Genomic DNA, 20,944 nt, shown 5'->3' on the forward strand with positions numbered 1-20,944 from the left:
CGATTTCTGTTCCTATGCAGAAATCCAAACACTCCCCCCTATTGATTTTTCACCAGATCGATTTTAGCTTCATTTACAGAAAACATCGGTATTCGAATCCTGGAACAAAGGCATGAAAGAATACGACATCATTGTCATTGGAACGGGTGGTGGGACAAAATTGGTCACTCCTCCTTCCAAACTAGGGCTAAAGGTTGCTGCTTTCGAAAAAGAATCCCCCGGCGGGACTTGCCTGAACCGTGGCTGCATTCCCTCCAAAATGCTGATCTATCCCACGGAAATCATACGTTTCTCGGAGGATAGTTCCAAATTTCCGCTCCATTTCGACTCGAAACCCAGAGCGGATTTTTCGACCATCGTCAAACGGGTGTCAGAGACTGTGGATGCGGATTCCAGGTCCATTCCGATTGCTTATGAAAAAAATCCGAACATAGACTATTATCCGTATTATGCCCGTTTTGTTTCGGATAAAGTCATAGAAGCAAACGGAGAAACTTTCACAGCCAAACATATATTTGTCACCGTAGGAACAAGACCGAATATACCCGATATACAAGGGTTAGAAGGAACTCCTTATTGGACCTCCAGAGAGGCGCTCCGTTCGGAATCTTTACCGAAGTCTCTCGCAGTGATCGGAGCGGGTTACATTGCACTGGAACTTGGCTCTGCATACAAAGCGTATGGAACGGAAGTCGAAGGTTTTGCCAGAGCTGAAATTTTAAGTTCCGTAGATTCCGAAATTAGAGAAGAATTCAAAAAACATCCCCCCTATCCTATCAATGATCATTTTCAAATGCAGAAAATCAGCTTTGAAAAAGGCCTGTTTACACTGACAGGAAAAGATAAGTATGGAAATTCCTACTCCCGATCTTTCGAAAAACTTTTGATCGCTACCGGAGTTCGACCCAACACCGACGATTTGGGGATAGAAAGTACATCGATAGAATTGGATTCACGAGGGTATATCAAAGTAAATGAATATCTTGAAACCGGTTCCACCGACGTATACGCGTTTGGTGATGTAATCGGAAGATATTTCTTCCGTCATACTGCCAATTTTGAAGGAGAACATCTGTTTCAAACTCTGATTGCAGATAAGAAAAAAACGAAAATAGAATATCCTCCCGTTCCGGGAGCTGTATTTACACACCCTCAGATTGCAACCGTAGGTCTTACGGAAGAAGAATTGATATCAAAAAAGATTCCCTATTGGAAAGGAGTGAACCGTTATTCTTCCTCCGCAATGGGAATGGCTAGAATGTCCGAAGTGGGTTTTGTAAAAGTTCTGGTTGATAAAGAAACGGAAACCATTTTGGGGGCACATATCATCGGAGACGAAGCAAGTGATATGATTCACCAATTGATTTTGGCAATGAGTTTAAAAGCCAACTTGGATCAAATGTTAAGAATGATCTACATTCATCCGGCACTTCCGGAAGTTGTAAGAAACGCATTTCGTAAAGTAAAAGAAGAACGTATCAAAGAGAAGGGATACTAATGACTAAAAAACATCTTTGCAACCGCTACGATAAAGAAACATTACTAAAACAAGTTCTTTCCGATCCCAGAGAAAGAAGAGTTCTCTCTTTTTATAGATATGTTCTGATTGAGAACCCTAAGGAGTTCAGAGATTTTCTCTATGAATCCTTGTCCGATCTGGGAACATTAGGTAGAATCTATCTGGCAGAGGAAGGAATCAACGCGCAAATTTCCATTCCCGTAGACGAATACGAACATTTAAGAACACTCGTCAATTCCATTCCTCAATTATCAGGAATCTATTTCAATGATGCAGTGGAAGATAAAAAAGAATCCTTTTTGAAACTTGCCATTAAAGTAAAAAACAAAGTCGTAGCTGACGGCTTGGACGACTCCACATTTAACGCATCCGATGTGGGAACCCATTTATCTCCTTTAGAATTTCATAAAGCAATGGATGAGCCCGGTGTCATCATCGTGGATATGCGGAACAATTATGAATCTGAAGTAGGCCATTTTGAAAATGCAATTCTGCCGGACGCTGGAACCTTTAGGGAAGAACTACCGATGGTAGAAGATATTTTAAAAGAAGAGAAAGATAAAAAGATCCTCCTTTACTGCACGGGAGGAATCCGCTGCGAAAAAGCGAGCGCCTATTTAAAACACAAAGGGTTTGAAAAGGTTCATCAACTCAGAGGCGGAATTATTTCTTACGCGAAAGAAATCGAAGAACAAGGGTTAAAGTCCAAGTTCAAAGGCAAAAATTTCGTATTCGACGACCGCTTGGGAGAAAAAATCACGGAAGACATTCTAACCGTTTGTTATCAATGCGGAAATCCTTCCGATCGACATACCAATTGTGCCAATTTAGGCTGCCATGTATTATTCGTTCAATGTACAAGCTGCCAGGAAAAAATGGAGAATTGCTGTTCTGAAGAATGTAAATCCATAGTCAGGCTCCCGACGGAAGAACAAAGATTACTTCGCAAATCCGGCAGAAGCCACCTTTACCCCACGCACCACCTAACCCGTAAACTAGTAGGCAAATAAACAAATATGAAATCAAACGAAACCTATGCAATCGACATCCAAGGTTTGGAAAAAACCTACAAGACAGGTGTAAAAGCATTGAACTCAGTCGATCTGAAAGTGGAGAAAGGGGATTTTTTCGCACTACTCGGTCCCAATGGCGCAGGCAAATCCACGGTAATAGGAATACTAAGTTCTCTCATCACCAAATCGAAAGGGAAAGTGAAAATCTTCGGAATTGACATAGACGAAGACCAGGAAAAAGCAAAAACATATCTGGGAATTGTTCCTCAGGAATTCAATTTCGGAATCTTTGAAACGGTGAGCCAAATCATAATCAACCAGGCTGGTTATTACGGAATTCCATTGAAGATAGCGAAAGAAAGAGCTGATTATTACTTAGAAAAACTTTCGTTATACGAAAAAAGGAAATCTCCCGCCGGCCAACTTTCCGGAGGAATGAAGCGCAGACTTATGATTGCACGCGCTTTAGTTCACGAACCGGAATTGCTGATTTTGGATGAACCGACCGCAGGAGTGGACATTGAAGTCCGACGTTCCATGTGGGAATTTCTAACGGAACTCAATTCTCAGGGAAAAACAATCATACTCACTACCCATTATTTGGAAGAAGCGGAATCTCTTTGCAGAAACATAGCAATCATCGATCAGGGAAAAATTGTAGAAAATACTTCTATGAAAAAACTATTGCAGAGATTGGATTCGGAAACATTTCTAATCGATTTAAAATCTGTCCCTAAAACAAAACCTGCTTCCAAAAAGTTCACGTTTACATGGCCCGATGAAAGGACAATGGAAGTTCAAATCAACAAAAAACAATCCATCAACGATCTGTTTTCCGAATTAACCAAACAAAAGTTACAAGTCGTAAGTCTTCGCAATAAAGCGAATCGTCTGGAAGAATTATTTATCAATTTGGTAGGAAGGAAAATTTCCTAATGTTAAAACAAAACCTGATCGCCTTACAAACGATTGTCCGCAAGGAATGGATTCGAATCACCAGAATTTGGCTTCAAACTCTGATCCCTCCCGTCATCACAATGGCACTTTATTTTCTGATCTTCGGAGAGCTGGTAGGAAAACAAATCGGCAATATCGGCGAATTCACTTATATTGAATTTATAGTTCCGGGTCTCATTATGATGAGTGTGATCACCAGCTCCTATAATAATGTAGTATCTTCCTTTTATTCCAGTAAGTTTATGAAATACATAGAAGAACTTTTGGTCTCTCCCACTTCTCCCTATACGATCGTACTCGGTTACACTTTGGGTGGTGTGGTAAGAGGTCTGTTCGTCGGATTTTTAGTAACACTTACTTCTATGTTTTTTACAGACTTACGAATCTACAATCTGTTCGTAATCATCGTTACCGTAATACTTACCTCGATCTTATTTTCTTTGGGCGGTTTTTTAAATTCACTCTTTGCTAAGAGCTTTGACGATGTCACAATCATTCCCACGTTTGTGCTTACTCCACTCACCTATCTAGGAGGGATTTTTTATTCCGTGAAAAGACTTCCTGAGTTTTGGCAAGTAGTATCCTATGCAAACCCGATTCTTTATATGGTGAATAGTTTCCGTTACGGATTCCTTGGAATAAGCGATGTTAGTATCATTTTTTCGCTCAGTCTTCTTTTTATCATTTCCGCTTTTCTATTTATCTTTAATGTCAAACTTATGGAAAGAGGATATGGAATCCGAAGTTAGAAAAGAAAGAATCCTACTTATTTTGCAGGAGGCATTTTTGCCTGCTGCACTTGAAGTAACCGACAATTCCCTTCTTCATGCAGGCCATGTAGGATCGAGCCCCAGCGGAGAAACTCATTACAAAATTTACATTCGCTCGGATCAGTTTAAAAATAAAACTTTGGTGGAACAACACCGTTCGATTTACGAAGCTCTCGGAAAGGAATGGAAAACGGGACTGCATGCTTTGGAAATTGACTCTAGTTATCCGACTTAAAAACCGTCTAATGGATATATATGGAAAAACCTACACTTATCAGTTTTAAACTTTGCCCTTTTGTTCAAAGATCGGTCATTACTCTTTTGGAAAAGAAAGTAGATTATGAAATCAAATATATTGACCTTGCTAACAAACCGGACTGGTTTTTAAAGATCTCTCCATTCGGAAGAGTTCCCGTTTTGCAAGTGGGAGAACATGTTCTTTTTGAATCGGCAGTGATCAATGAATATCTGGATGAAGTGAATCCTCCTTCCTTACACCCTACGGTTCCGATTGAAAAAGCGAAACAACGTGCTTGGATCGAATTTGCAAGTGCCATCAATATGGATCAATATCTGCTCACAATGACCAAAGATAAACAAGAGTTCGATAAAAAACTTTCCGATCTGAATGCAAAGTTCAGCCAATTGGAAGCGATTTTACCGAATGGATTTTCCGATTCCCTTTATTTCAGTGGAAAAACATTTCAATTGATCGATACTTCTTTCGCACCTGCATTTATGCGTTTTGATTTTTTGGAAAAATCCAAGGCCAATTTGAAATTTTTTGAAAATTTCCCGAAGCTTGCTCTTTGGTCAAAAACTTTACTTTCCAAAGATTCGGTAAAGAATTCTGTTTTACCTGAAGTCCCGGAAGAGTACATTCGATATATCAAAGATCATAATTCTTATTTAGGAAGTTTAATCTAATCATGACACTAGAGGAAATCCAATCCAGAATCCAAACCGGTTTACCGGGATCGAAGGTGGAGATTTTGGATCCGTACAGAGACGGAGTACATATCAAAGCTCTCGTCACCTATTCCGGATTCAATGGCAAGTCCATGGTCGAACAACATAGAATGGTATACGCAACATTAAAAGATGAATTAAAAGAGGAGATCCATGCCCTTGGCTTGGAAACTAGGAGTGAATAATATGGATGGCGAATTAAAAAGTAAAATCGAAGACCTGATCAAATCCAAAAAGGTTTTTTTGTTTATGAAAGGAACTCCGGATGCGCCACAATGCGGTTTTTCTGCGGGAATCGTAACTGTGCTCAAACAACTGCAAGTTGATTTTGGATCGTTTAACGTACTTTCCGATATGAAGGTTAGAGAAGGGATCAAAGAATTTACAAATTGGCCGACCATTCCTCAACTTTATATCAACGGGGAGTTCATTGGTGGCCACGACATCACTGTGCAAATGGCGCAGTCCGGTGAACTTTCCAAAAAAATCGGTTAATCATGTTTCGGCTCTATCAGTATGCAACTTGTCCTTATTGCCAAATGGTAATAAGGACAATGAAAAATCTAGGGCTAGTTGAAAACAAAGACTTCGTTCTGGTGGAAGCATCCCGAGGAACGGAGGGACGTGATGAAGTAGTGAGTTTAGGTGGAATTTCTCAAGTACCATTTCTGGTGGACGGAGATACAAAGATGTACGAGTCGGGCGATATCATCGCCTACTTACAAAAAAAATTTTCCTAGTTAAACCCGAGTAAGTCGAGGATTTTCGATCCCACTGAACGCGGTGTTCCCTTATAGGGGAATTCATGAATGTAAAGCACAGGATTGAAGTTGATTTCCAAAACTGCAAATGTGTTTGGATCCGGCTTCTTCTCAATCTCACTTGAAATAATATCTACTCCGCAAATCGTCGCACCTGCCGCTCTCGCTGAATCCAAAGCAATCTTCTTAAAATCGGGATGCACCGTATCTGTATAGTCAACGGAGTCCCCACCTGTGGAAATATTTGAATTTTTTCGTAAATAGGCGATCCGGCCGGATGGAATTACCGAATCAAAATTGAAACCTTGGCTTTGTAACACTTCTTTTTCGATTTCACTCATCTGAATTTTTTCCAACGCCGTTTTATGACCTTCCCCTCTTCTAGGATCATCATTTTTTCGGGCAATCAGATCGGAAATAGTAGATTTCCCATCCCCAGTTACATTCGCAGGCACCCGGTTGCAAACAGCAACCACCTCATCGCCTAATACTAAAAAACGATACTCGGGCCCTTCGATGAACTCTTCTATGATGATGGAGGAAGAATACGACAAAGCTCTTTCCACAAATATTTTAAAGTTCTCAAAACTATCTCCTATCGGAGAAATTCCGATTCCGATTCCGAAATTGGTCGTTACAGGTTTGATTACTTTCTTTTTATCTTCGAAGATTTTAAAATCACCGAGAGCGGATTGCAAATTCGAATAATTTTTCCCGATAGGAACTCTGATTTTCTTTTCCGATAGAATCAACTTCGAAGCGATTTTATTTTCCATTACAAGATAGCTCATAAGACTATCGAGTCTGGTTTTACTTGCTTCTTTTATAAATTCAACATGATTGCCTTGCTTTAGTCTTAGAAAGTTTTCACCCCTGTCGATGATTTCCACCTCCATCTTTCGATGAATCGCATCGCGGATGATGATTTGAGTGGAGATCTCTAGATCTTCGTAACCTTTAGGCAATTCGAAAGAACTCATCAAATACCCGCCGAACAAATATTTAACGGTTTCAATTGGATCGGTTTTTGATTTTTCTTCAAATGGGAACCTTCCTGGTTTTCCATTGCTTTCTGCTCTTCCAAAGATTCTTTAGCCAATGCTTCAAAGTATTCCATTTTTTCTTTTGTCAAAGGATATTCCCTTAAAAACTGGCTATGGCTTGCGGAAAGTTTTAATCCGAATTCATGAAAACTCATTTTGTTGATTTTCAGATCCAACTCGGAGACCGAGGAAGAAAGCAAAGAAGGATCATTCCATTTTTCCCATTGAACTTCCCAAGCTTTGGAATAAGGTCCGTTCTCGGTATCGTTTTTGTCCAATAGATCGGCAAGAGGTTGCAGTTCAGCTAACAACTGATAAATGAACTCGTGCAAATTCCAGGTTTCACCTAAAAATTGAATGGATGTATTCGGTTTTCTACCCAACCAAGTAGTTTTTTCCTGATTGGATCTCCAAATTTTAATCTCTTTTTTATCGGCGGGAGGGGAATCGGATAGCAAACAATACAAAAGCAACATATGAATGAAATAGAGTCTATTTTCTTCCACACCGATCGGAGAAAAAGGATCCAGATCCAAAAGCCTAATCTCCAAATACTCGACTCCCCGTTCCATAAGCGCATCCAAAACTCTTTCGTCTCCATGGGGAACTTGTTTGGGGCGAACCAACGAATAAAATTCATTTTCTATCTGCAGATAATGATCATTCAATTGGTTCTCCGGTTTCACCGAATACTTTTTATAACCGGGATAGGGTTTGGATACAGCGATACACATATCGGTCGCATAATCTTTTAGGGAGTTGACCGAAATGGGAAGTTTTGCCTGCACATCACTCGTGTAACCGATATTAGACAAACGAAGAGTCGTAGCAAAAGGCGCGTTATATGTTTTTTTATCGAGTTTTTTAAATTCTTTTCCCAGTTTGACAAAAGATTCGTCTATCAGACTGGAAGCCCCGAAAAGATAAAGTAGTGCGGGAGAAAGCCTGTTGAAATTCCGAATCGTATCAAAGTAAATCTGGCTTTGGGTTTCTTTACCCAATGGTTTTTTATAACGGATTTCAGAAAGCTTTCCGAGCAAACATTTGTCAAATGACAAATTGTAATGCACTCCGGAAATAGTTTGCATTTTTCTGCCGTAACGAAAACCAAGACCTCTTCTGTAGATATTCTTTTTTCTACCTTCTTTACTTGTTCCGTAAACTCCGATAGGAATTTCATTATCTTTAGGCAAGGGACTCGGCATACTGAAAGGCCAAAGCGTTTCCTTTTCCAGTTTGCGAAGTGTAAATGCGTGAAGTTCGGTCAACTCTCGCAAGGTGTCAGGAATTGTTTTGCGGGCTTCCGTGGCGTATTCAATCTGTGGTTCCGCAAAATCGGTTTTGATCAGAGGATGGACGAGAGCCGACCCTAGAGCCGTAGGATGATTTTTTCTGGAAATGTTTCCTTTGGAATCCACCCGAAGAGATTCTCTCTCTAACCCATGTTTTGCGGAAAGCAAACAATCGATATGATCTGCGGTCAGCAGAGTTTTTGCAGTCTTTTTATGAAATCTTGAAAGTAATTTAGGTTTGGCCATTTTTAAAAACTAAGAGGTATTCCTTCTCCCCGCGGATCGGATACTCCAATGAGTTTGTCTCCTTCTCTGGCAACGGCAAAAACTTTTGCCCTATGTCTAATATATTGGACTTTGTAAAAAGGTAAATTCGCTTCCGGAAATACGGATTTTAATTCAGGTTCTACAAATAAAATATCAGGTTGGAACTGGTGATGAAGCCTCGGGTAAGATGCACTTTCGTACAGGCTGTATCCGTCTTTTTTGTAACGTATCAAAGTATTGATGATTGTAGTTGGAATTTGAGAACCGCCGGGGGCACCGATTACGATTTCACTTTTCCCGTTTTCATCGAGCAAGATGGAAGGTGACATGCTGGAAAGAGGTGTTTTGCCTGGAGCTATCTTATTTGCTTCCGAACCGATGAGTTTGTAGAGGTTGGGAACTCCCGGAGCGACGGAAAAATCATCCATCGTATTATTGAGAATGAGTCCGGTTCCGGGAACTACTACTTTGGCGCCCAAACTCCCATTGACGGACTGAGTGGATGAAACCGCATTTCCCTCTTTATCCAAAACGGATATATGAGTGGTATTATAAGATTCCGATTTTAGAGCTCCCGATTCATTCGACCAAGCACCAGAAACGATTTTTTTTTCAATTTCATTTGCTTCCGATTTTGCATATTCATGGGATATGAATTTGGAAACATCCACATTCGTAAAACGGGGGTCTCCTCCGAAATTTGCCCTATCCCTATAACCTACTCGCATTGCTTCCGTTAGATTAATTATTTTTCCCACTTCTCCGGTAGGCAGGGATTTTTTTTGATTCAATTCATTCCAAGTTTGTAATATGGTAATCATATGAACACCGGAAGAAGGTGGAGGCATTGTTAAAAGAGTTTTCCCGAAAGCCGAACCTGAGATCGGATCCGTTTCAAAAACCTGATAGGTTTCCAAATCATTCGCATCCATATAGTTTTCAAACTCGGAATAATAACTTATTATCTTTTCCGCAGTGAAACCTTTGCGGATTTCCGAATCTCCGTTGGTTTGAATCCGTTCCAATACTTTTGCAAGATCTTCCTGGACGAGGGTTTCCCCTTCCCGAAGAGGTCTGTTTTCCTTTCCGAATATGGATCGCATTTCGGGGTTCATATGTTTCCAATTGAATTCAACCGTCTTTGCCAAATCGGAATAAACGGGGAAACCCTGTCTCGCATAACTAAGCGCAGACTCAATCACCTTTTCCAATGGAAGTTTTCCATATTTTTTCTGAATAAGCACAAGCCCTTGGATCATTCCCGGAACTCCTGCCGCATAAGGCCCATTCAATGTTTTCCCCTGAATCGGTTTGCCGTCTTTATCCACGTAAAGTTCCGCCTTACCGTTCTTTGGAGATCTTTCCCTGAAATCGAATGCTTTTTTGATTTTTTTGCCCGGAAAATGGATAATGGCAAATCCTCCACCTAACAATCCAGTGGATTGAGGACGAACAATGGAAACGGCAAAACTCGCGGAAACAAATGCATCCACTACATTCCCACCCGCCTTCCATGCCTCGATTCCCGCTTTGGAAGCGAGAGGATGGTCGGTTGAAATGATAAATTCATTCCCGGAGATTTCATAACGGTCTTTTTTGTCTCCGGATCCTTCAATCTGAGGAATATAAACCGGCTCAATGTTTCGTTTGGTAATATCGAATTTGGTTCCGGGGATACAGAAAAAAAATCCAAAGGAAAACAGTAGTAAAAGAGCCGGAAATACTTTACTCGGTATCCGCATAACAGTCCCTAATCGTAAATTCCCATCTGCATTTTTGCTTCTTCGCTTGCCATCTCTCTCGGGTCCCATTTGGGATTCCACACTACTTCCACAACGACTTCATCAATCCCATCGACTCGTAATGCCTGATCTTCTATTTCCTGTTTCATTTGAGGGCCCGCGGGGCATGCCATGGAAGTATAAGTCATTACTATGATTGCTTTTTTTTCTTCTACGGTGATTTGATAGATAAGCCCTAGTTCCACCAGAGTAATTCCGATTTCAGGATCTTCCACTTCACGTATGTTATTATAAACTTCCCATTCCAAAGAAGTGTTCGGCATTGTAATCATTTTGGCCTCCTAAAAACCCTTGCCAAGGGCAACCCAAGGCAAAAGAGCACAACGATGTCTATTCGGATAAGTAAATATTAACTCCCAGAACCTTCGTTCGTCAACGGGAATCCTGTCCGAGAGTGTTTGGTCCTGAAGTGTGCTTTTTCTAATCTCCAGTTGGTTCAGAAAAAAATCCTTGGACCAGAGAGTTTGTTTTGAAAATAAAATTCCCATAGATGCTTGGCAAATAGAGCAGGATTCTCCTCTGAGAGATAAAATTCGAATCAGATCCTCTTTTCTCTCGATGTAGAGATCACATTCATCTCCGCACATGGAGTTTTTTGCATTTAAAATGGAGTCGTATGTTTCAGGTAAAATCCAATTGCCGGATGCTTTCCAACCGAGAAAAAGATCGATATGACTATCTTTTGGCAACACGGGAAAATATGGACTTCACTTTCTCCAAACTCGCAACCAAAGAATCAACATCTTCTTTAGTTGTATAAGCATAAAAGGAAGCCCTACAAGTTCCTGGAATTTTCCATAGTTTCATAAGCGGTTGGCAACAATGATGTCCCACCCGAATGGCAATCCCTTCTTCATCCAAAATCGAACCCACGTCATGAGGATGTACTCCTTCCAAAGTGAAGGAAATCACTCCTCCTCTTTTGTCCAGATCATCCGTTCCGTAAATGGTAATACCACCTAACCGATTTAATTTGGTAAGCGCATATTCCGTGATTTCCATTTCATGTTCATGGATATTTTCCATTCCCAATTTGGTGAGATAATCCAATGCATAAGCGAATCCTATCACACCCGCGATATTGGGTGTGCCTGCTTCCAGTTTGGCGGGAAGATTTGCATAAGTGGAAATTTCCAAATCCACGTTTTCAATCATATCCCCTCCACCGAGCCAGGGAGGCATAGCTTCCAGAATTTCTTCTCTTCCGTAAAGCATTCCTACTCCCGTCGGCCCCATCATCTTATGAGCCGAGAAAGCGTAAAAATCAACATCCAAGGAAGTTAAGTTCACCTTCAGATGGGATGCAGCTTGCGCTCCGTCCAAAAGCACTTTAGCACCCACTTGGTGGGCCCTAGTTATGATCGGTTTCACATCATGGATGGTTCCGGTCACATTGGACATATGTGATACTGCAACGATCTTAGTTCTACGGTTTATGATGGAATCCAAGTTGGAAAGATCATAAGTGGTGTCTTCTTTGATAGGAATAAAACGTAAAATTGCACCTTTCTCTTGGGCAAGCATCTGCCATGGAACCAGATTGGAATGATGTTCCTGTACACTGAGTACAATTTCATCCCCTTCGCTTACATTGGCTCTTCCCCAGGCTTGTGCGACCAGATTGATGGACTCAGTCGCGCCACGTGTGAAGATCATGGATTTGGCACAAGGGGATCCGAAAAAATGAGATGCTTTGATTCTGGATTTTTCAAATAGTTCGGTGGCATGCTGGGAGAGATGATAGATCCCTCTGTGGATGTTTGCATTCTCTTCTTCGTAGTATTTGGAAGTGCCGTCGATCACCGACTTCGGTTTTTGAGAAGATGCGCCATTGTCCAAATACACAAGAGGTTTCCCATTGGGAGTCAACGTAGATAGGATGGGAAAATCTTCTTTGATTCGATAAGGATCTAATTTCATATTGTTTTTCTAATCCTCCAAATCCACTTCCAGATCATCACCGTTCAATTTGGTTTTGAACACGGGGAGATTTTCCGTGGCAGGCAAAGAAACCACTTCTCCCGTTCTGATATTGAATTTTGCAAAATGACGGGGGCATGTGATCACTTCGCCTACCAGTTTTCCACAAGAGATCTCTTCACCGTCGTGAGTGCAAAGATCTTCGAAAGCAAGATAGGTTTCGCCTATTTTAGTGAGTGCAACTCTCGTATAACGAGTGCTCACCACTTTCATTTCCCCTTCTTTGATCTCATGGAGTTTTGCCAGCTTTTGAAATGCCATCAATCACCTCCCGCCAAAATCTTTTCCTGAATAAGAACGGAGAGAACTGCCGCGTCTTCTTCGGAAAATGCGATTTTCGAAATCATTTCATTATAAAAAGCGGACACGAGTAGATGTTTCGCCTCATTGGAATTGAGTCCGCGGGAAAGAAGGTAGAATAATTGTTCTTCGTCAATATCCCCGACGGTAGCTCCGTGGGTACAGGAAACATCTTCTGCAAAAACTTCCAATTTGGGGATCGCCTCAGCTCTCGCTTTTTTACTCATGGAAAGGTTATGGGATTCCTGATGAGCGGTGACTTTTTTCAAGTTCGCGGGGATATGCAGATTGCCTGTAAAAATATGATGGGACTTGTCTGCGACAATGGTTTTATAAATCAGTTTGCTATTTGTATGGTCGGCCAGATGAGTCACAAGTATTTCCACATCGTTAAACTCCCGTTTGCCAAGCGCAGTGAGTCCGGAGATATTTGCCTCGGAACCGGTTCCAGCAAGCCTGGGAAAATAGAATGTTTTTCCCCGAAACCCTCCCAATGGCAAAGCGGATAAATTCAATTTGGAATCTCTTTCCTGATGCGAAAATACGGATCGAAAATGATAAAGATCGGAATCGTAATCTTCTCTGATTTGTAATTTCAAATCGGAAGATTCCTCCAACCAATAAAAACTAACGGAGCCAAACAGATGTAAGTTTCCCGTTTTGGAAATCGTTTTATAACCTTCTTTGATTTTAGATGAAGTGTTTTTTCCCACCCTCACCAAAAACACGGAAGAAACGGAAAGGGTCTCTTCCGAATGAAACCCCCAATCCAAAATATCCGCCCGGTTTTCATCTACTTCAAAATAATAATATTCTTTTGCATGAAAGAGACTGAAGAGTGCGAAATAATTTCCATTCGCTTGTTTCAATAGTTCTTCCAAAACCTGCGAAACTTTGGAAGTGTTCTCTTCCGTCCATTCCGTACGGCTGAGATTGGAATGTATATTTATGAATTCTCCTTCGGCAAAAGAAGAATTGAAGTCGGAAAGGTTGAACTGACCTAAAGGGAATTTGCGCCAAGACTCATCATGAGGCCCGGGAGGTATGGTATTCTCTAGTGACTTTCCCACTTTGGATTTGAACTCGGCAAGTAGGTTTGCGGAGATCAAATTATTTCCAGGGTATTTTGCCAGGGAGATAGCCAATTACTTTACTCCTTCTCTTTCCAAAATCCAATCATAACCTTTTTCTTCCAATTTCAAAGAAAGTTCTTTGCCTCCGGTTTCCAAAATTCTTCCGTCTGCAAAAACATGTACAAAATCAGGGATCACATAATTCAACATTCTTTGGTAATGGGTAATGAGAAGGACGGAACGTTCGCTGGAACGGTTTGCCATGATTCCTTCGGAAACGATTCTAAGAGCATCAATATCCAAACCGGAATCGGTTTCATCCAGGATTGCCAAAGTGGGTTTGAGAAGGCTCATCTGTAAAATTTCGGCTCGTTTTTTTTCACCACCGGAAAAACCGTCGTTCACATAACGGGCAATAAACGAATCAGGCACTTCCAGAAGAGACATGGCACTCTTCAGTTCCGACTTAAACTCCCGCACGGGAATGTCTTTTCCCCGATGGGCTTTCAAAATGGATTTCAGAAAATTTCCAATACTAACACCTGGTAATGCGGTCGGGTATTGAAAGGATAAAAAGATACCGAGTCTTGCCCTTTCGTCTGTGGGCATCGAGAGTATGGACTGACCTTTGAATAAAATGTCTCCGGAAAGTATCCTATATTTCGGGTGGCCGAGTATGATATTTGATAATGTGCTTTTGCCAGAACCATTTGGTCCCATGATGGCATGCACTTGCCCCGGACCAATGTTTAGATTGACCCCTTTCAGTATCTCTTTATCTCCGACGGCGGCACGTAGGTCGCGGATTTCTAGAATGAAGGACAAGGTGGGTATCCCTGGTAGTATTATTTAGAACGATTCTATTTTTAGACGAATCCCTACTACCAGGAAATCAAGACAGTCGAAAAAAACAAACCATTCCTATTCCATCCAATCCACTTGTGCGATTAGAATTCGGTTTTCGGAAAGGGAAAATGTGAAAATCACATATTGATTCTGATTCCTAATGTCATATAAGGGGTAAGTGACCCCCCATTTTTTACGGAAACGATCCGCTTCCGCTTTGTGTTTTAGAAAATAAGGCTTCCAGGCGTAATTATTTCCAATCTGGTTCATCTTTTCCTGGTATTCTCCCGCTTCCTTTACCAAATCATAAGTAGGGGTGATTTGATATCCGTCCTTGTCACATACGAAAATCTTCAGTATGTTAGATGGAAGAGAATCCACGATCTTTTTGAAGTTAAACGCAAAATCTTCATTGCTTGTTTCTTCGAAACCGTTGAAAACTTCATTCAATTTATCGATGATGTTTTGTTCGCGGATTCCTTTTTCAATCAGCTCCTTGGACCTGTGATTGGAAAAATTTTCAAGCACAGTGGTCATCTTTTCAGAAAACGTACTTCTATTTAAAAAATGAGGATTGGGAACTGAAAAATAGTATCCCTGTAAAAGATTGGCGCCCATCGAAAGTGCAAGATTCACCTCCTCTTCCGTTTCGATTCCTTCAAATAGCAGCTGGGAGCCCAATTTTTGGGACATTTCGGAGATTGCACCTAATACTTGTTTGAACGAATTTTTATTCAAACTTTCTCTCATGATCTGGATATCCACTTTCATAATATCCGGATGAAGGTAACCGATTCTTTCCAAATTGGAAAAACCAGAACCCAAGTCATCAATGGCAATCTTCAAACCGTAGTCTCTGAAAATTTGAACAATTTGAATCAACCTTTCGATCGAACCGTCAAACTCGTCTTCGGTGATCTCGATCACAACCTGGTTGCGATTGATTCCGTATTTTTCAATAAGTTGGATGATATGAAAATTTTCTGCGAAAAGATCCGTGTGATGCACCCGGGAAAGAAAGTTGGGCATCATATTAAAAAACAATTTGGTGCGTAACCCAGAGTCTTTCAGGTGCTTTACAGCTTTTTCCCGAAGGACCCGGTCAATATTATAAACAGGTACCATGTCCTGCTCGCGGTTATGAAAAAGCCCGCCTAGAGATTGGTAGGTATTTTCGTCCGGATCAAATTGTCGTCCGAGTACCTCGTAAGCCGAGATGGAACGATTGATCGCATTCACGATTGGCTGGAAGTGAGGAACAAAATGAGACTCGTTCCAGAACTGGCCACCCTTATGTGTTTCTGTAATGAACATGGTTCGGTGATATCCCTAGGCTTCCATGCTCATTTGTGTCCAAAGTAAGACAAGAATTTTTCGTTATTTCTGTCTCACTTTGGACATATTTTGACCCATTTGTGGCAAAATTGTGCAATGCTAAATAGAATATCCGTCCGGCACAGTGGTATGTCGAGGAACGACGATGATTCCGTCCCTAATTTTTACGAATTCGTCTTCGTATTCGGTATAGGAATGCAGATTCAATAATTTAACACCTGTTCCAATCGCACAGTCTTTGTCTACGATCGCGTTTCTGATTTCACAATCCGGCCCGATTCCATTGGGAATTTTTCCATGCACTCGGTCAAAAGATCCGTAATTGTCGAGTCCCATAATCACCGAATCATAAATTTTGGTTCCCTGATCGATGTACTGGCGGACTCCTATGACGGAACGGTGGACTTCACATCGGTTCAAAATCGTCCCTTCCGAAATCAAAGCTTTATTCACTACTGCCTGGTTGATTTTGGTGGGAGGAAGAGACCTTGGTCGGGTGTAAAAAGGAGTTTTTTCCAGATACAAATTGAATTTAGGAACATCATCGGTGAGCATCAGATTCGCTTCATAAAATGCGCGTATCGTTCCTATATCCTCCCAATATCCTTCATACACATAGGACTTTACCTTTTTTTCCCGGATGGCTTTGGGTAAAATCTCTTTTCCGAAATCAGTCATTCCGGGATCTTCCAAAACCTCAATCAAGGTCTTGGTATTAAAAATATAAATCCCCATATTTGCCAAATAACTTCCATTAGGTTGTTTGCAAGATTCCACCTGATGAATGTCTTGTGGTTTTTCTATAAACTCGCGGATAAATCCGTCTTCCGTTGTTTTTACAATTCCCAGTCCGTAAATCTGTTCTTCGGAAACTCCGTTGGAAGCGACACTGATTTCCGTATCCGGATCAGAAAGATGGGTCTGCATAAAATTGGCTAGATCCATATTATAAAGTTGGTCGCCGGATAAAATGAGTACGTATTTCGGTTTTTGCTCCCGGATGTAAGGAAGCACCTTTCTTACCGCATCCGCAGTTCCTTCGAACCAATTGACACTGGAAACGGTTTGTTCTGCCGCGATGATCTCTACAAAACTCTTTTGGTTGATGGAGTTGGAGGAATAAGTTCTGTGAATGTGACGGTTCAATGAATAGGAATTGAACTGAGTGAGTACAAATATCTTTTCGAAGCCGCTATTTAAGGAATTGGAAATAGGGATATCGATGAGTCTGTATTTACCCCCGAAACTTACAGCAGGTTTGGAACGTTTTTCCGTTAGGGGAAGAAGTCTGGTCCCCTTTCCCCCACCTAGAATCACGGTGAGAACTTCATCTTTTCTTAAGATAAAGTCTACGGAATCGATGGAGTCTTCCTTAAAACGCATAAAAAGTTTATAAAAGAGAATCCTGAAAAAGCAAGAATTGTCTAAAAAAATTTATGATAATTTTTCTAAAATCGCATCCAGTATCAATTTGCCGTCTTCATTTCCAATGTAAGGATTGACCGCTCTTTCGGGATGGGGCATCATTCCTATGATTTTTGCGGCTTTGTCGGAAATACCTGCTATATCATGAAGAGATCCGTTCGGATTTTCCTCATAACGAAATACAATGTTCCCTTCGTCTTCCAGAGTTTGCAGTGTTTCTTTGTCCGCATAATAGGCACCTTCCCCGTGGGCGATGGGAATCTTTAAAGAAGGTTGTCGGATCGTCTTCGCGATCTTGTTGTTTGCAACCGGGAGTAGGTTCACGTCTTTACAAACATATTTCAGAGAACGGTTATGAAGGAGTGCGCCCGGTAAAAGTCCTGCTTCCGTTAAAATCTGAAATCCATTGCAAATTCCAAGAATCCGACCGCCTTTTTTGGCATAGGCGAATACGGATTCCATAGCTGGGCTAAACTTTGCCATAGCGCCCGTTCTAAGATAATCCCCGAAGGAAAATCCTCCCGGCAGCACTACCAGATCCGGAAGATCGTTGAACTGCTCTCTGTGCCAGACGTAATTCACATCTGCCCCATAGACATTGGAAAGAATGGTTCCTACGTCCTGATCGCAATTGGAACCTGGAAATGTAACCACGTTCACTTTCATAGTTTTTCAGTCACAAATCGGTATGTTTCGATCACTTGGTTCACGAGAGTGGACTCACAAAGTTCTTTCGCAAGTGCGTCCGCCTCTGACTTGTCATCCGTATTGATCTTCACTTCCAGATATTTTCCTACGCGGAGGTCACTTACGATGGATTTACCTTGGTCATGGAGGGCACGAAGGACTGTTTGGCCTTGCGGATCCAGTACGGAGTCTTTTAAAGTTATATTGATTTTTGCGATAAACATAAATTGATCTTCTTTTCTAATAATAAATATTTCTCTTTTAATTCAGCAATCAAAGAATCCGGCAAGCTCGGTGGAGGAGGATTTTTATCCCAGCCCGTTCCTTCCAACCAATTGCGCAAAATCTGTTTGTCAAAGCTGGCAGGGGTAGTTCCCAAAACATAGGAATCCGCATCCCAGTAACGGGAAGAATCGGGAGTGAGAAGCTCATCAATCAAAATGGGTTCACCGTCCAAAATCCCGAACTCGAACTTTGTGTCGCAAAGAATGATGCCTTGCGTTTTGATTTTATTATGTGCTTCCGTAAACAAAGAGAGAGAAGTGTTTTTCAATTGATTGAAAAGTTCCGCTCCTACTTCGTTTTTCATCGTTTCTTCGCTGATATTTTCGTCATGTCCCTCGTCGTTTTTGCGAGCCGGTGTAAAAATAGGTTCCGGGAATTTTTCAGATTCAAGCATTCCCTTGGGATAAGGAAGAAATGCAACTGTCCCTGATGATTTGTATTCCTTATAAGCGGAACCGGAGATATAACCTCGAACCACACATTCGTAATCGATTCGTTTTGTTTTTTTAACCAAAACGGATCTACCGTCGAACTCCGGTTTACTGGCAAAAGGTTCCGGAAAGTTTTTCAAATCGGTTTCGAGGAGATGATTTTTAAAATGAGAAAAATAATGGAACCAGGAACTGGAGATCCGATTTAAAATCTTACCTTTTTCCGAAACCGGTTCTTTAAAAACTACATCGAATGCGGAAATTCTATCGGATGCACAAAGGATGAGTTTGTCTCCCAGATCATAAACGTCCCTGACTTTCCCACGGTAACTGGGCTCTGTATTCAAATTTGAATGCATACCATTGCCATATCGTCGCCCGGGGTATGGTTTCCACAAAATTTCAAAATTTTCTCCTGCACGATTCCCAAAATATCCCCCCCCTCTTCGACCGCTTCATTAAAAATATTTTTCATTCCGTCTTCCGTGATAAAATGGGAACTTTCGTTCATGGCTTCGCTCGCGCCGTCAGTGTACATGAAAATTTTGGAACCGGGACTCAAGCGTACGGTTTGAACTTCATCTTTAGCATTCAAGTTGATTCCCATAATCATCGGGCTCATTCCCGAAAGAGCGATTGTTTTTCCTTCGGAATAAAGCAAAGGAGCGGGATGACCGCCATTGATATAAGTCAGAACCAAATCCTGATCCAGAAACGCATAACAGAAAGTAATCGAATAGTCTTCGGGTAAAACGATTTCCATATTTTGACGAAGGTGGTCCACTCTTTCCTTCAGACTCATCATGGGAGAAAGATTGAATAATTGCATTTTAAACATGGCGCCGATGAGCGCAGCACTCGGACCATGACCGGAACAATCGGCAATGACAATATGAAGTTTTTTGGCATCCGCCCAACAATCCACAAAATCCCCTCCTATCTGAAAGAAAGGATGAAAAAGAGTCTGGGCCTTGACTCCGTTCCAGATGAATTGTTTTTCAGGAATCAATTGTTCCTGTACTTTGCGCGCGGTCAAAAGTTCCCTTTCGTATTTTGCTTTTTCCCTTAATAGTTCATCTTGCAAATCCTTGATTCGCACAACGGAACGGATTTTGGCAACTAACTCTCTTTTGTTGAAGGGTTTGTTGATAAAATCATCTCCTCCGTTTTTCATAGCTTCTTCGAAGCCGATATCACGATCCAGAGAAGTGATGAATAGGATGGGAAGTAGTTTGTATTTTTCGATTGTGCGAAGCTCCCGGCAAAAGGAAAATCCGTCCTGCTCCGGCATATTCACATCCAAAAGGAGTGCATCCACAGATGTATTAACCAAAATTAGGCGAGCCTCTTCTGCAGAATACGCACAGAGAGCTTTAAAACCTTCGCTGGTAAGTAGATATTTTAATAACTCTACATTTTCAGGTACATCATCCACGATCAGGATGGTATGGTTTGCGCTTGTATTTTCTCTTAACCTGGTCACAAATTCCTAAGACTGTTTTGCGCGGAGTTCGTCTCTAAACTTTAAAATCTTTTGGTTACGGTATGCGACCAAAAACAAAATCAAAAACAGAAAATGATAGGAAATTACGGACAACCAAAAAGTAAGTTTCATATCAGAGTCCATTCCTCCCTTTCCAAGCACGCTTCCGGGATGGTTGCCCGGGTTTTCAATCCAACGAATGGCTCCCCAAGTCAAAACCGCACTGATCGCACATAGAAGTGATAAATAAGAAGATACTAATGCTTTTCTTTTTCCATCTAAAATTAAAAAACGGAGCACAAAATAAGAAACCAGAGAAAGACAAAGTATAAAAAAAGACTGAAGGCGGGCATCCGTTCGATCCCAAGGAACACCCCAGGCACTGTAAGCCCAAATCGGGCCCGAAAAAAGCACACCCAAGGCAAATAGAAAGGATATTTGTGTAGAAGTGTAAGCTAAATTATCCCATTTTGATTTTTTTGTAATAAGATATACGATAGAAAATAAACTGGCAAGGACCGGGCCATATAACGCCACCCATGCGACAGGGACATGAAAGTAGAATATTTTGTGACTCATCCCTTGTTCCAAAATAACGTTGGGATAGGTAAGGGAGAATACCACGATAAAAGGTATGGATATGACAACCAGGAGGAGCAGGAAAAGATCGCCGGGAAAAGGAAAAATACGAATTTGATTTCTCACC

25 protein-coding genes are annotated in these 20,944 nt (G+C 41.2%); 9 read left to right on the plus strand and 16 right to left on the minus strand.

All coding sequences use genetic code 11. The annotated features are described in order from the left end of the window. The first annotated feature begins 112 nt into the window (after positions 1–112). The 9 genes from DI077_RS10050 to DI077_RS10090 are packed head-to-tail and all read left to right on the plus strand — an operon-like array spanning position 113 to position 5,968. A complete protein-coding gene (locus DI077_RS10050) occupies positions 113–1,498 on the plus strand; it encodes a dihydrolipoyl dehydrogenase (protein ID WP_109019513.1) in 1,386 nt (461 codons plus the stop codon). Next, the gene (gene trhO, locus DI077_RS10055) at positions 1,498–2,529 is read left to right on the plus strand and encodes an oxygen-dependent tRNA uridine(34) hydroxylase TrhO (protein ID WP_109019512.1); all 1,032 of its coding nucleotides are present in this window, start codon (positions 1,498–1,500) and stop codon (positions 2,527–2,529) included. The genes DI077_RS10050 and trhO overlap by 1 nt, the downstream gene beginning before the upstream one ends. Positions 2,530–2,535: 6 nt before the next feature. Next, positions 2,536–3,468, plus strand: coding sequence for an ABC transporter ATP-binding protein (locus tag DI077_RS10060; protein ID WP_109019511.1), 933 nt, complete (start codon positions 2,536–2,538; stop codon positions 3,466–3,468). Next, positions 3,468–4,238, plus strand: a complete 771-nt coding sequence (locus DI077_RS10065; protein ID WP_109019510.1) for an ABC transporter permease — start codon at positions 3,468–3,470, stop codon at positions 4,236–4,238. Before DI077_RS10060 ends, DI077_RS10065 begins: the two co-directional genes overlap by 1 nt. Then, entirely contained in the window at positions 4,222–4,494 is a 273-nt protein-coding gene (locus DI077_RS10070) for a BolA family protein (protein WP_242935161.1), read from the plus strand. Before DI077_RS10065 ends, DI077_RS10070 begins: the two co-directional genes overlap by 17 nt. 20 nt (positions 4,495–4,514) lie before the next feature. Beyond that, the gene (locus tag DI077_RS10075; protein ID WP_109019509.1) at positions 4,515–5,186 is read left to right on the plus strand and encodes a glutathione S-transferase family protein; all 672 of its coding nucleotides are present in this window, start codon (positions 4,515–4,517) and stop codon (positions 5,184–5,186) included. Between the two features lie 2 nt (positions 5,187–5,188). Further along, positions 5,189–5,413, plus strand: a complete 225-nt coding sequence (locus DI077_RS10080; RefSeq protein WP_109019508.1) for a BolA/IbaG family iron-sulfur metabolism protein — start codon at positions 5,189–5,191, stop codon at positions 5,411–5,413. Between the two features lies 1 nt (position 5,414). Then, positions 5,415–5,723: a Grx4 family monothiol glutaredoxin gene (grxD, locus tag DI077_RS10085; protein ID WP_109019507.1), complete on the plus strand. Its 309-nt coding sequence runs from the start codon at positions 5,415–5,417 to the stop codon at positions 5,721–5,723. 2 nt (positions 5,724–5,725) lie between these two features. Then, the gene (locus DI077_RS10090) at positions 5,726–5,968 is read left to right on the plus strand and encodes a glutathione S-transferase N-terminal domain-containing protein (RefSeq protein WP_109019506.1); all 243 of its coding nucleotides are present in this window, start codon (positions 5,726–5,728) and stop codon (positions 5,966–5,968) included. Here DI077_RS10090 and gshAB read toward each other — a convergent pair. The 16 genes from gshAB to ccsA all read right to left on the minus strand — a co-directional run bounded on the left by gshAB (position 5,965) and on the right by ccsA (position 20,943). After that, positions 5,965–7,005, minus strand: a complete 1,041-nt coding sequence (gene gshAB / locus DI077_RS10095) for a bifunctional glutamate--cysteine ligase GshA/glutathione synthetase GshB (RefSeq protein ID WP_423241789.1) — start codon at positions 7,003–7,005, stop codon at positions 5,965–5,967. The genes DI077_RS10090 and gshAB overlap by 4 nt on opposite strands. Further along, positions 6,969–8,570: a glutamate--cysteine ligase gene (gene gshA, locus DI077_RS10100; protein ID WP_109019504.1), complete on the minus strand. Its 1,602-nt coding sequence runs from the start codon at positions 8,568–8,570 to the stop codon at positions 6,969–6,971. The genes gshAB and gshA overlap by 37 nt, the downstream gene beginning before the upstream one ends. Positions 8,571–8,572: 2 nt before the next feature. Next, the gene (ggt, locus tag DI077_RS10105; protein WP_109019503.1) at positions 8,573–10,333 is read right to left on the minus strand and encodes a gamma-glutamyltransferase; all 1,761 of its coding nucleotides are present in this window, start codon (positions 10,331–10,333) and stop codon (positions 8,573–8,575) included. 8 nt (positions 10,334–10,341) lie between these two features. Beyond that, entirely contained in the window at positions 10,342–10,665 is a 324-nt protein-coding gene (locus DI077_RS10110; RefSeq protein ID WP_109019502.1) for a metal-sulfur cluster assembly factor, read from the minus strand. A gap of 9 nt (positions 10,666–10,674) precedes the next feature. Beyond that, entirely contained in the window at positions 10,675–11,085 is a 411-nt protein-coding gene (locus tag DI077_RS10115) for an iron-sulfur cluster assembly scaffold protein (RefSeq protein WP_135354861.1), read from the minus strand. Then, positions 11,069–12,313 carry a cysteine desulfurase gene (locus DI077_RS10120; RefSeq protein ID WP_109019500.1) on the minus strand — a complete coding sequence of 415 codons (1,245 nt, stop codon included), beginning with the start codon at positions 12,311–12,313 and terminating at the stop codon, positions 11,069–11,071. Before DI077_RS10120 ends, DI077_RS10115 begins: the two co-directional genes overlap by 17 nt. Positions 12,314–12,322: 9 nt before the next feature. Continuing rightward, positions 12,323–12,634, minus strand: coding sequence for a Rieske (2Fe-2S) protein (locus DI077_RS10125; RefSeq protein ID WP_109019499.1), 312 nt, complete (start codon positions 12,632–12,634; stop codon positions 12,323–12,325). After that, the gene (locus DI077_RS10130; protein ID WP_242935162.1) at positions 12,634–13,818 is read right to left on the minus strand and encodes a SufD family Fe-S cluster assembly protein; all 1,185 of its coding nucleotides are present in this window, start codon (positions 13,816–13,818) and stop codon (positions 12,634–12,636) included. The genes DI077_RS10125 and DI077_RS10130 overlap by 1 nt, the downstream gene beginning before the upstream one ends. Continuing rightward, the gene (sufC, locus tag DI077_RS10135) at positions 13,819–14,571 is read right to left on the minus strand and encodes a Fe-S cluster assembly ATPase SufC (RefSeq protein WP_109019498.1); all 753 of its coding nucleotides are present in this window, start codon (positions 14,569–14,571) and stop codon (positions 13,819–13,821) included. 96 nt (positions 14,572–14,667) lie between these two features. Next, entirely contained in the window at positions 14,668–15,906 is a 1,239-nt protein-coding gene (locus DI077_RS10140) for an EAL domain-containing protein (protein WP_109019497.1), read from the minus strand. A gap of 120 nt (positions 15,907–16,026) precedes the next feature. Further along, on the minus strand, positions 16,027–17,310 hold the full coding sequence (locus DI077_RS10145; protein WP_109019496.1) for a sugar phosphate nucleotidyltransferase: 1,284 nt from the start codon (positions 17,308–17,310) through the stop codon (positions 16,027–16,029). A 51-nt stretch (positions 17,311–17,361) separates the two neighbouring features. Beyond that, the gene (gene purQ, locus DI077_RS10150; protein WP_109019495.1) at positions 17,362–18,018 is read right to left on the minus strand and encodes a phosphoribosylformylglycinamidine synthase subunit PurQ; all 657 of its coding nucleotides are present in this window, start codon (positions 18,016–18,018) and stop codon (positions 17,362–17,364) included. Further along, positions 18,015–18,263 (minus strand): phosphoribosylformylglycinamidine synthase subunit PurS, encoded by a 249-nt coding sequence (gene purS, locus DI077_RS10155; protein WP_109019494.1) that lies wholly within the window; start codon positions 18,261–18,263, stop codon positions 18,015–18,017. Before purS ends, purQ begins: the two co-directional genes overlap by 4 nt. Then, positions 18,239–19,114 carry a phosphoribosylaminoimidazolesuccinocarboxamide synthase gene (locus tag DI077_RS10160; protein ID WP_174705619.1) on the minus strand — a complete coding sequence of 292 codons (876 nt, stop codon included), beginning with the start codon at positions 19,112–19,114 and terminating at the stop codon, positions 18,239–18,241. Before DI077_RS10160 ends, purS begins: the two co-directional genes overlap by 25 nt. After that, positions 19,099–20,238, minus strand: coding sequence for a PP2C family protein-serine/threonine phosphatase (locus DI077_RS10165; protein ID WP_109019493.1), 1,140 nt, complete (start codon positions 20,236–20,238; stop codon positions 19,099–19,101). The genes DI077_RS10160 and DI077_RS10165 overlap by 16 nt, the downstream gene beginning before the upstream one ends. A gap of 6 nt (positions 20,239–20,244) precedes the next feature. Further along, on the minus strand, positions 20,245–20,943 hold the full coding sequence (ccsA, locus tag DI077_RS10170) for a cytochrome c biogenesis protein CcsA (protein WP_109019492.1): 699 nt from the start codon (positions 20,941–20,943) through the stop codon (positions 20,245–20,247). Position 20,944: the final 1 nt, after the last annotated feature.

This window comes from Leptospira kobayashii, from assembly GCF_003114835.2.
GTDB classification, from domain to species: Bacteria; Spirochaetota; Leptospiria; order Leptospirales; family Leptospiraceae; genus Leptospira_A; species Leptospira_A kobayashii.

Bases quoted from the DNA above. Each gene is read 5' to 3' on its own strand.
- DI077_RS10110 (WP_109019502.1), bottom strand. From the start codon at position 10,665: ATGATTACAATGCCGAACACTTCTTTGGAATGGGAAGTTTATAATAAC.
- DI077_RS10050 (WP_109019513.1), top strand. From the start codon at position 113: ATGAAAGAATACGACATCATTGTCATTGGAACGGGTGGTGGGACAAAA.
- DI077_RS10125 (WP_109019499.1), bottom strand. From the start codon at position 12,634: ATGGCATTTCAAAAGCTGGCAAAACTCCATGAGATCAAAGAAGGGGAA.
- gshA (WP_109019504.1), bottom strand. From the start codon at position 8,570: ATGGCCAAACCTAAATTACTTTCAAGATTTCATAAAAAGACTGCAAAA.
- DI077_RS10080 (WP_109019508.1), top strand. From the start codon at position 5,189: ATGACACTAGAGGAAATCCAATCCAGAATCCAAACCGGTTTACCGGGA.
- DI077_RS10075 (WP_109019509.1), top strand. From the start codon at position 4,515: ATGGAAAAACCTACACTTATCAGTTTTAAACTTTGCCCTTTTGTTCAA.
- DI077_RS10160 (WP_174705619.1), bottom strand. From the start codon at position 19,114: ATGCATTCAAATTTGAATACAGAGCCCAGTTACCGTGGGAAAGTCAGG.
- DI077_RS10120 (WP_109019500.1), bottom strand. From the start codon at position 12,313: ATGAAATTAGATCCTTATCGAATCAAAGAAGATTTTCCCATCCTATCT.
- DI077_RS10090 (WP_109019506.1), top strand. From the start codon at position 5,726: ATGTTTCGGCTCTATCAGTATGCAACTTGTCCTTATTGCCAAATGGTA.
- DI077_RS10145 (WP_109019496.1), bottom strand. From the start codon at position 17,310: ATGCGTTTTAAGGAAGACTCCATCGATTCCGTAGACTTTATCTTAAGA.
- purS (WP_109019494.1), bottom strand. From the start codon at position 18,263: ATGTTTATCGCAAAAATCAATATAACTTTAAAAGACTCCGTACTGGAT.
- DI077_RS10070 (WP_242935161.1), top strand. From the start codon at position 4,222: ATGGAATCCGAAGTTAGAAAAGAAAGAATCCTACTTATTTTGCAGGAG.
- grxD (WP_109019507.1), top strand. From the start codon at position 5,415: ATGGATGGCGAATTAAAAAGTAAAATCGAAGACCTGATCAAATCCAAA.
- DI077_RS10065 (WP_109019510.1), top strand. From the start codon at position 3,468: ATGTTAAAACAAAACCTGATCGCCTTACAAACGATTGTCCGCAAGGAA.
- DI077_RS10060 (WP_109019511.1), top strand. From the start codon at position 2,536: ATGAAATCAAACGAAACCTATGCAATCGACATCCAAGGTTTGGAAAAA.
- trhO (WP_109019512.1), top strand. From the start codon at position 1,498: ATGACTAAAAAACATCTTTGCAACCGCTACGATAAAGAAACATTACTA.
- purQ (WP_109019495.1), bottom strand. From the start codon at position 18,018: ATGAAAGTGAACGTGGTTACATTTCCAGGTTCCAATTGCGATCAGGAC.
- ggt (WP_109019503.1), bottom strand. From the start codon at position 10,333: ATGCGGATACCGAGTAAAGTATTTCCGGCTCTTTTACTACTGTTTTCC.
- DI077_RS10140 (WP_109019497.1), bottom strand. From the start codon at position 15,906: ATGTTCATTACAGAAACACATAAGGGTGGCCAGTTCTGGAACGAGTCT.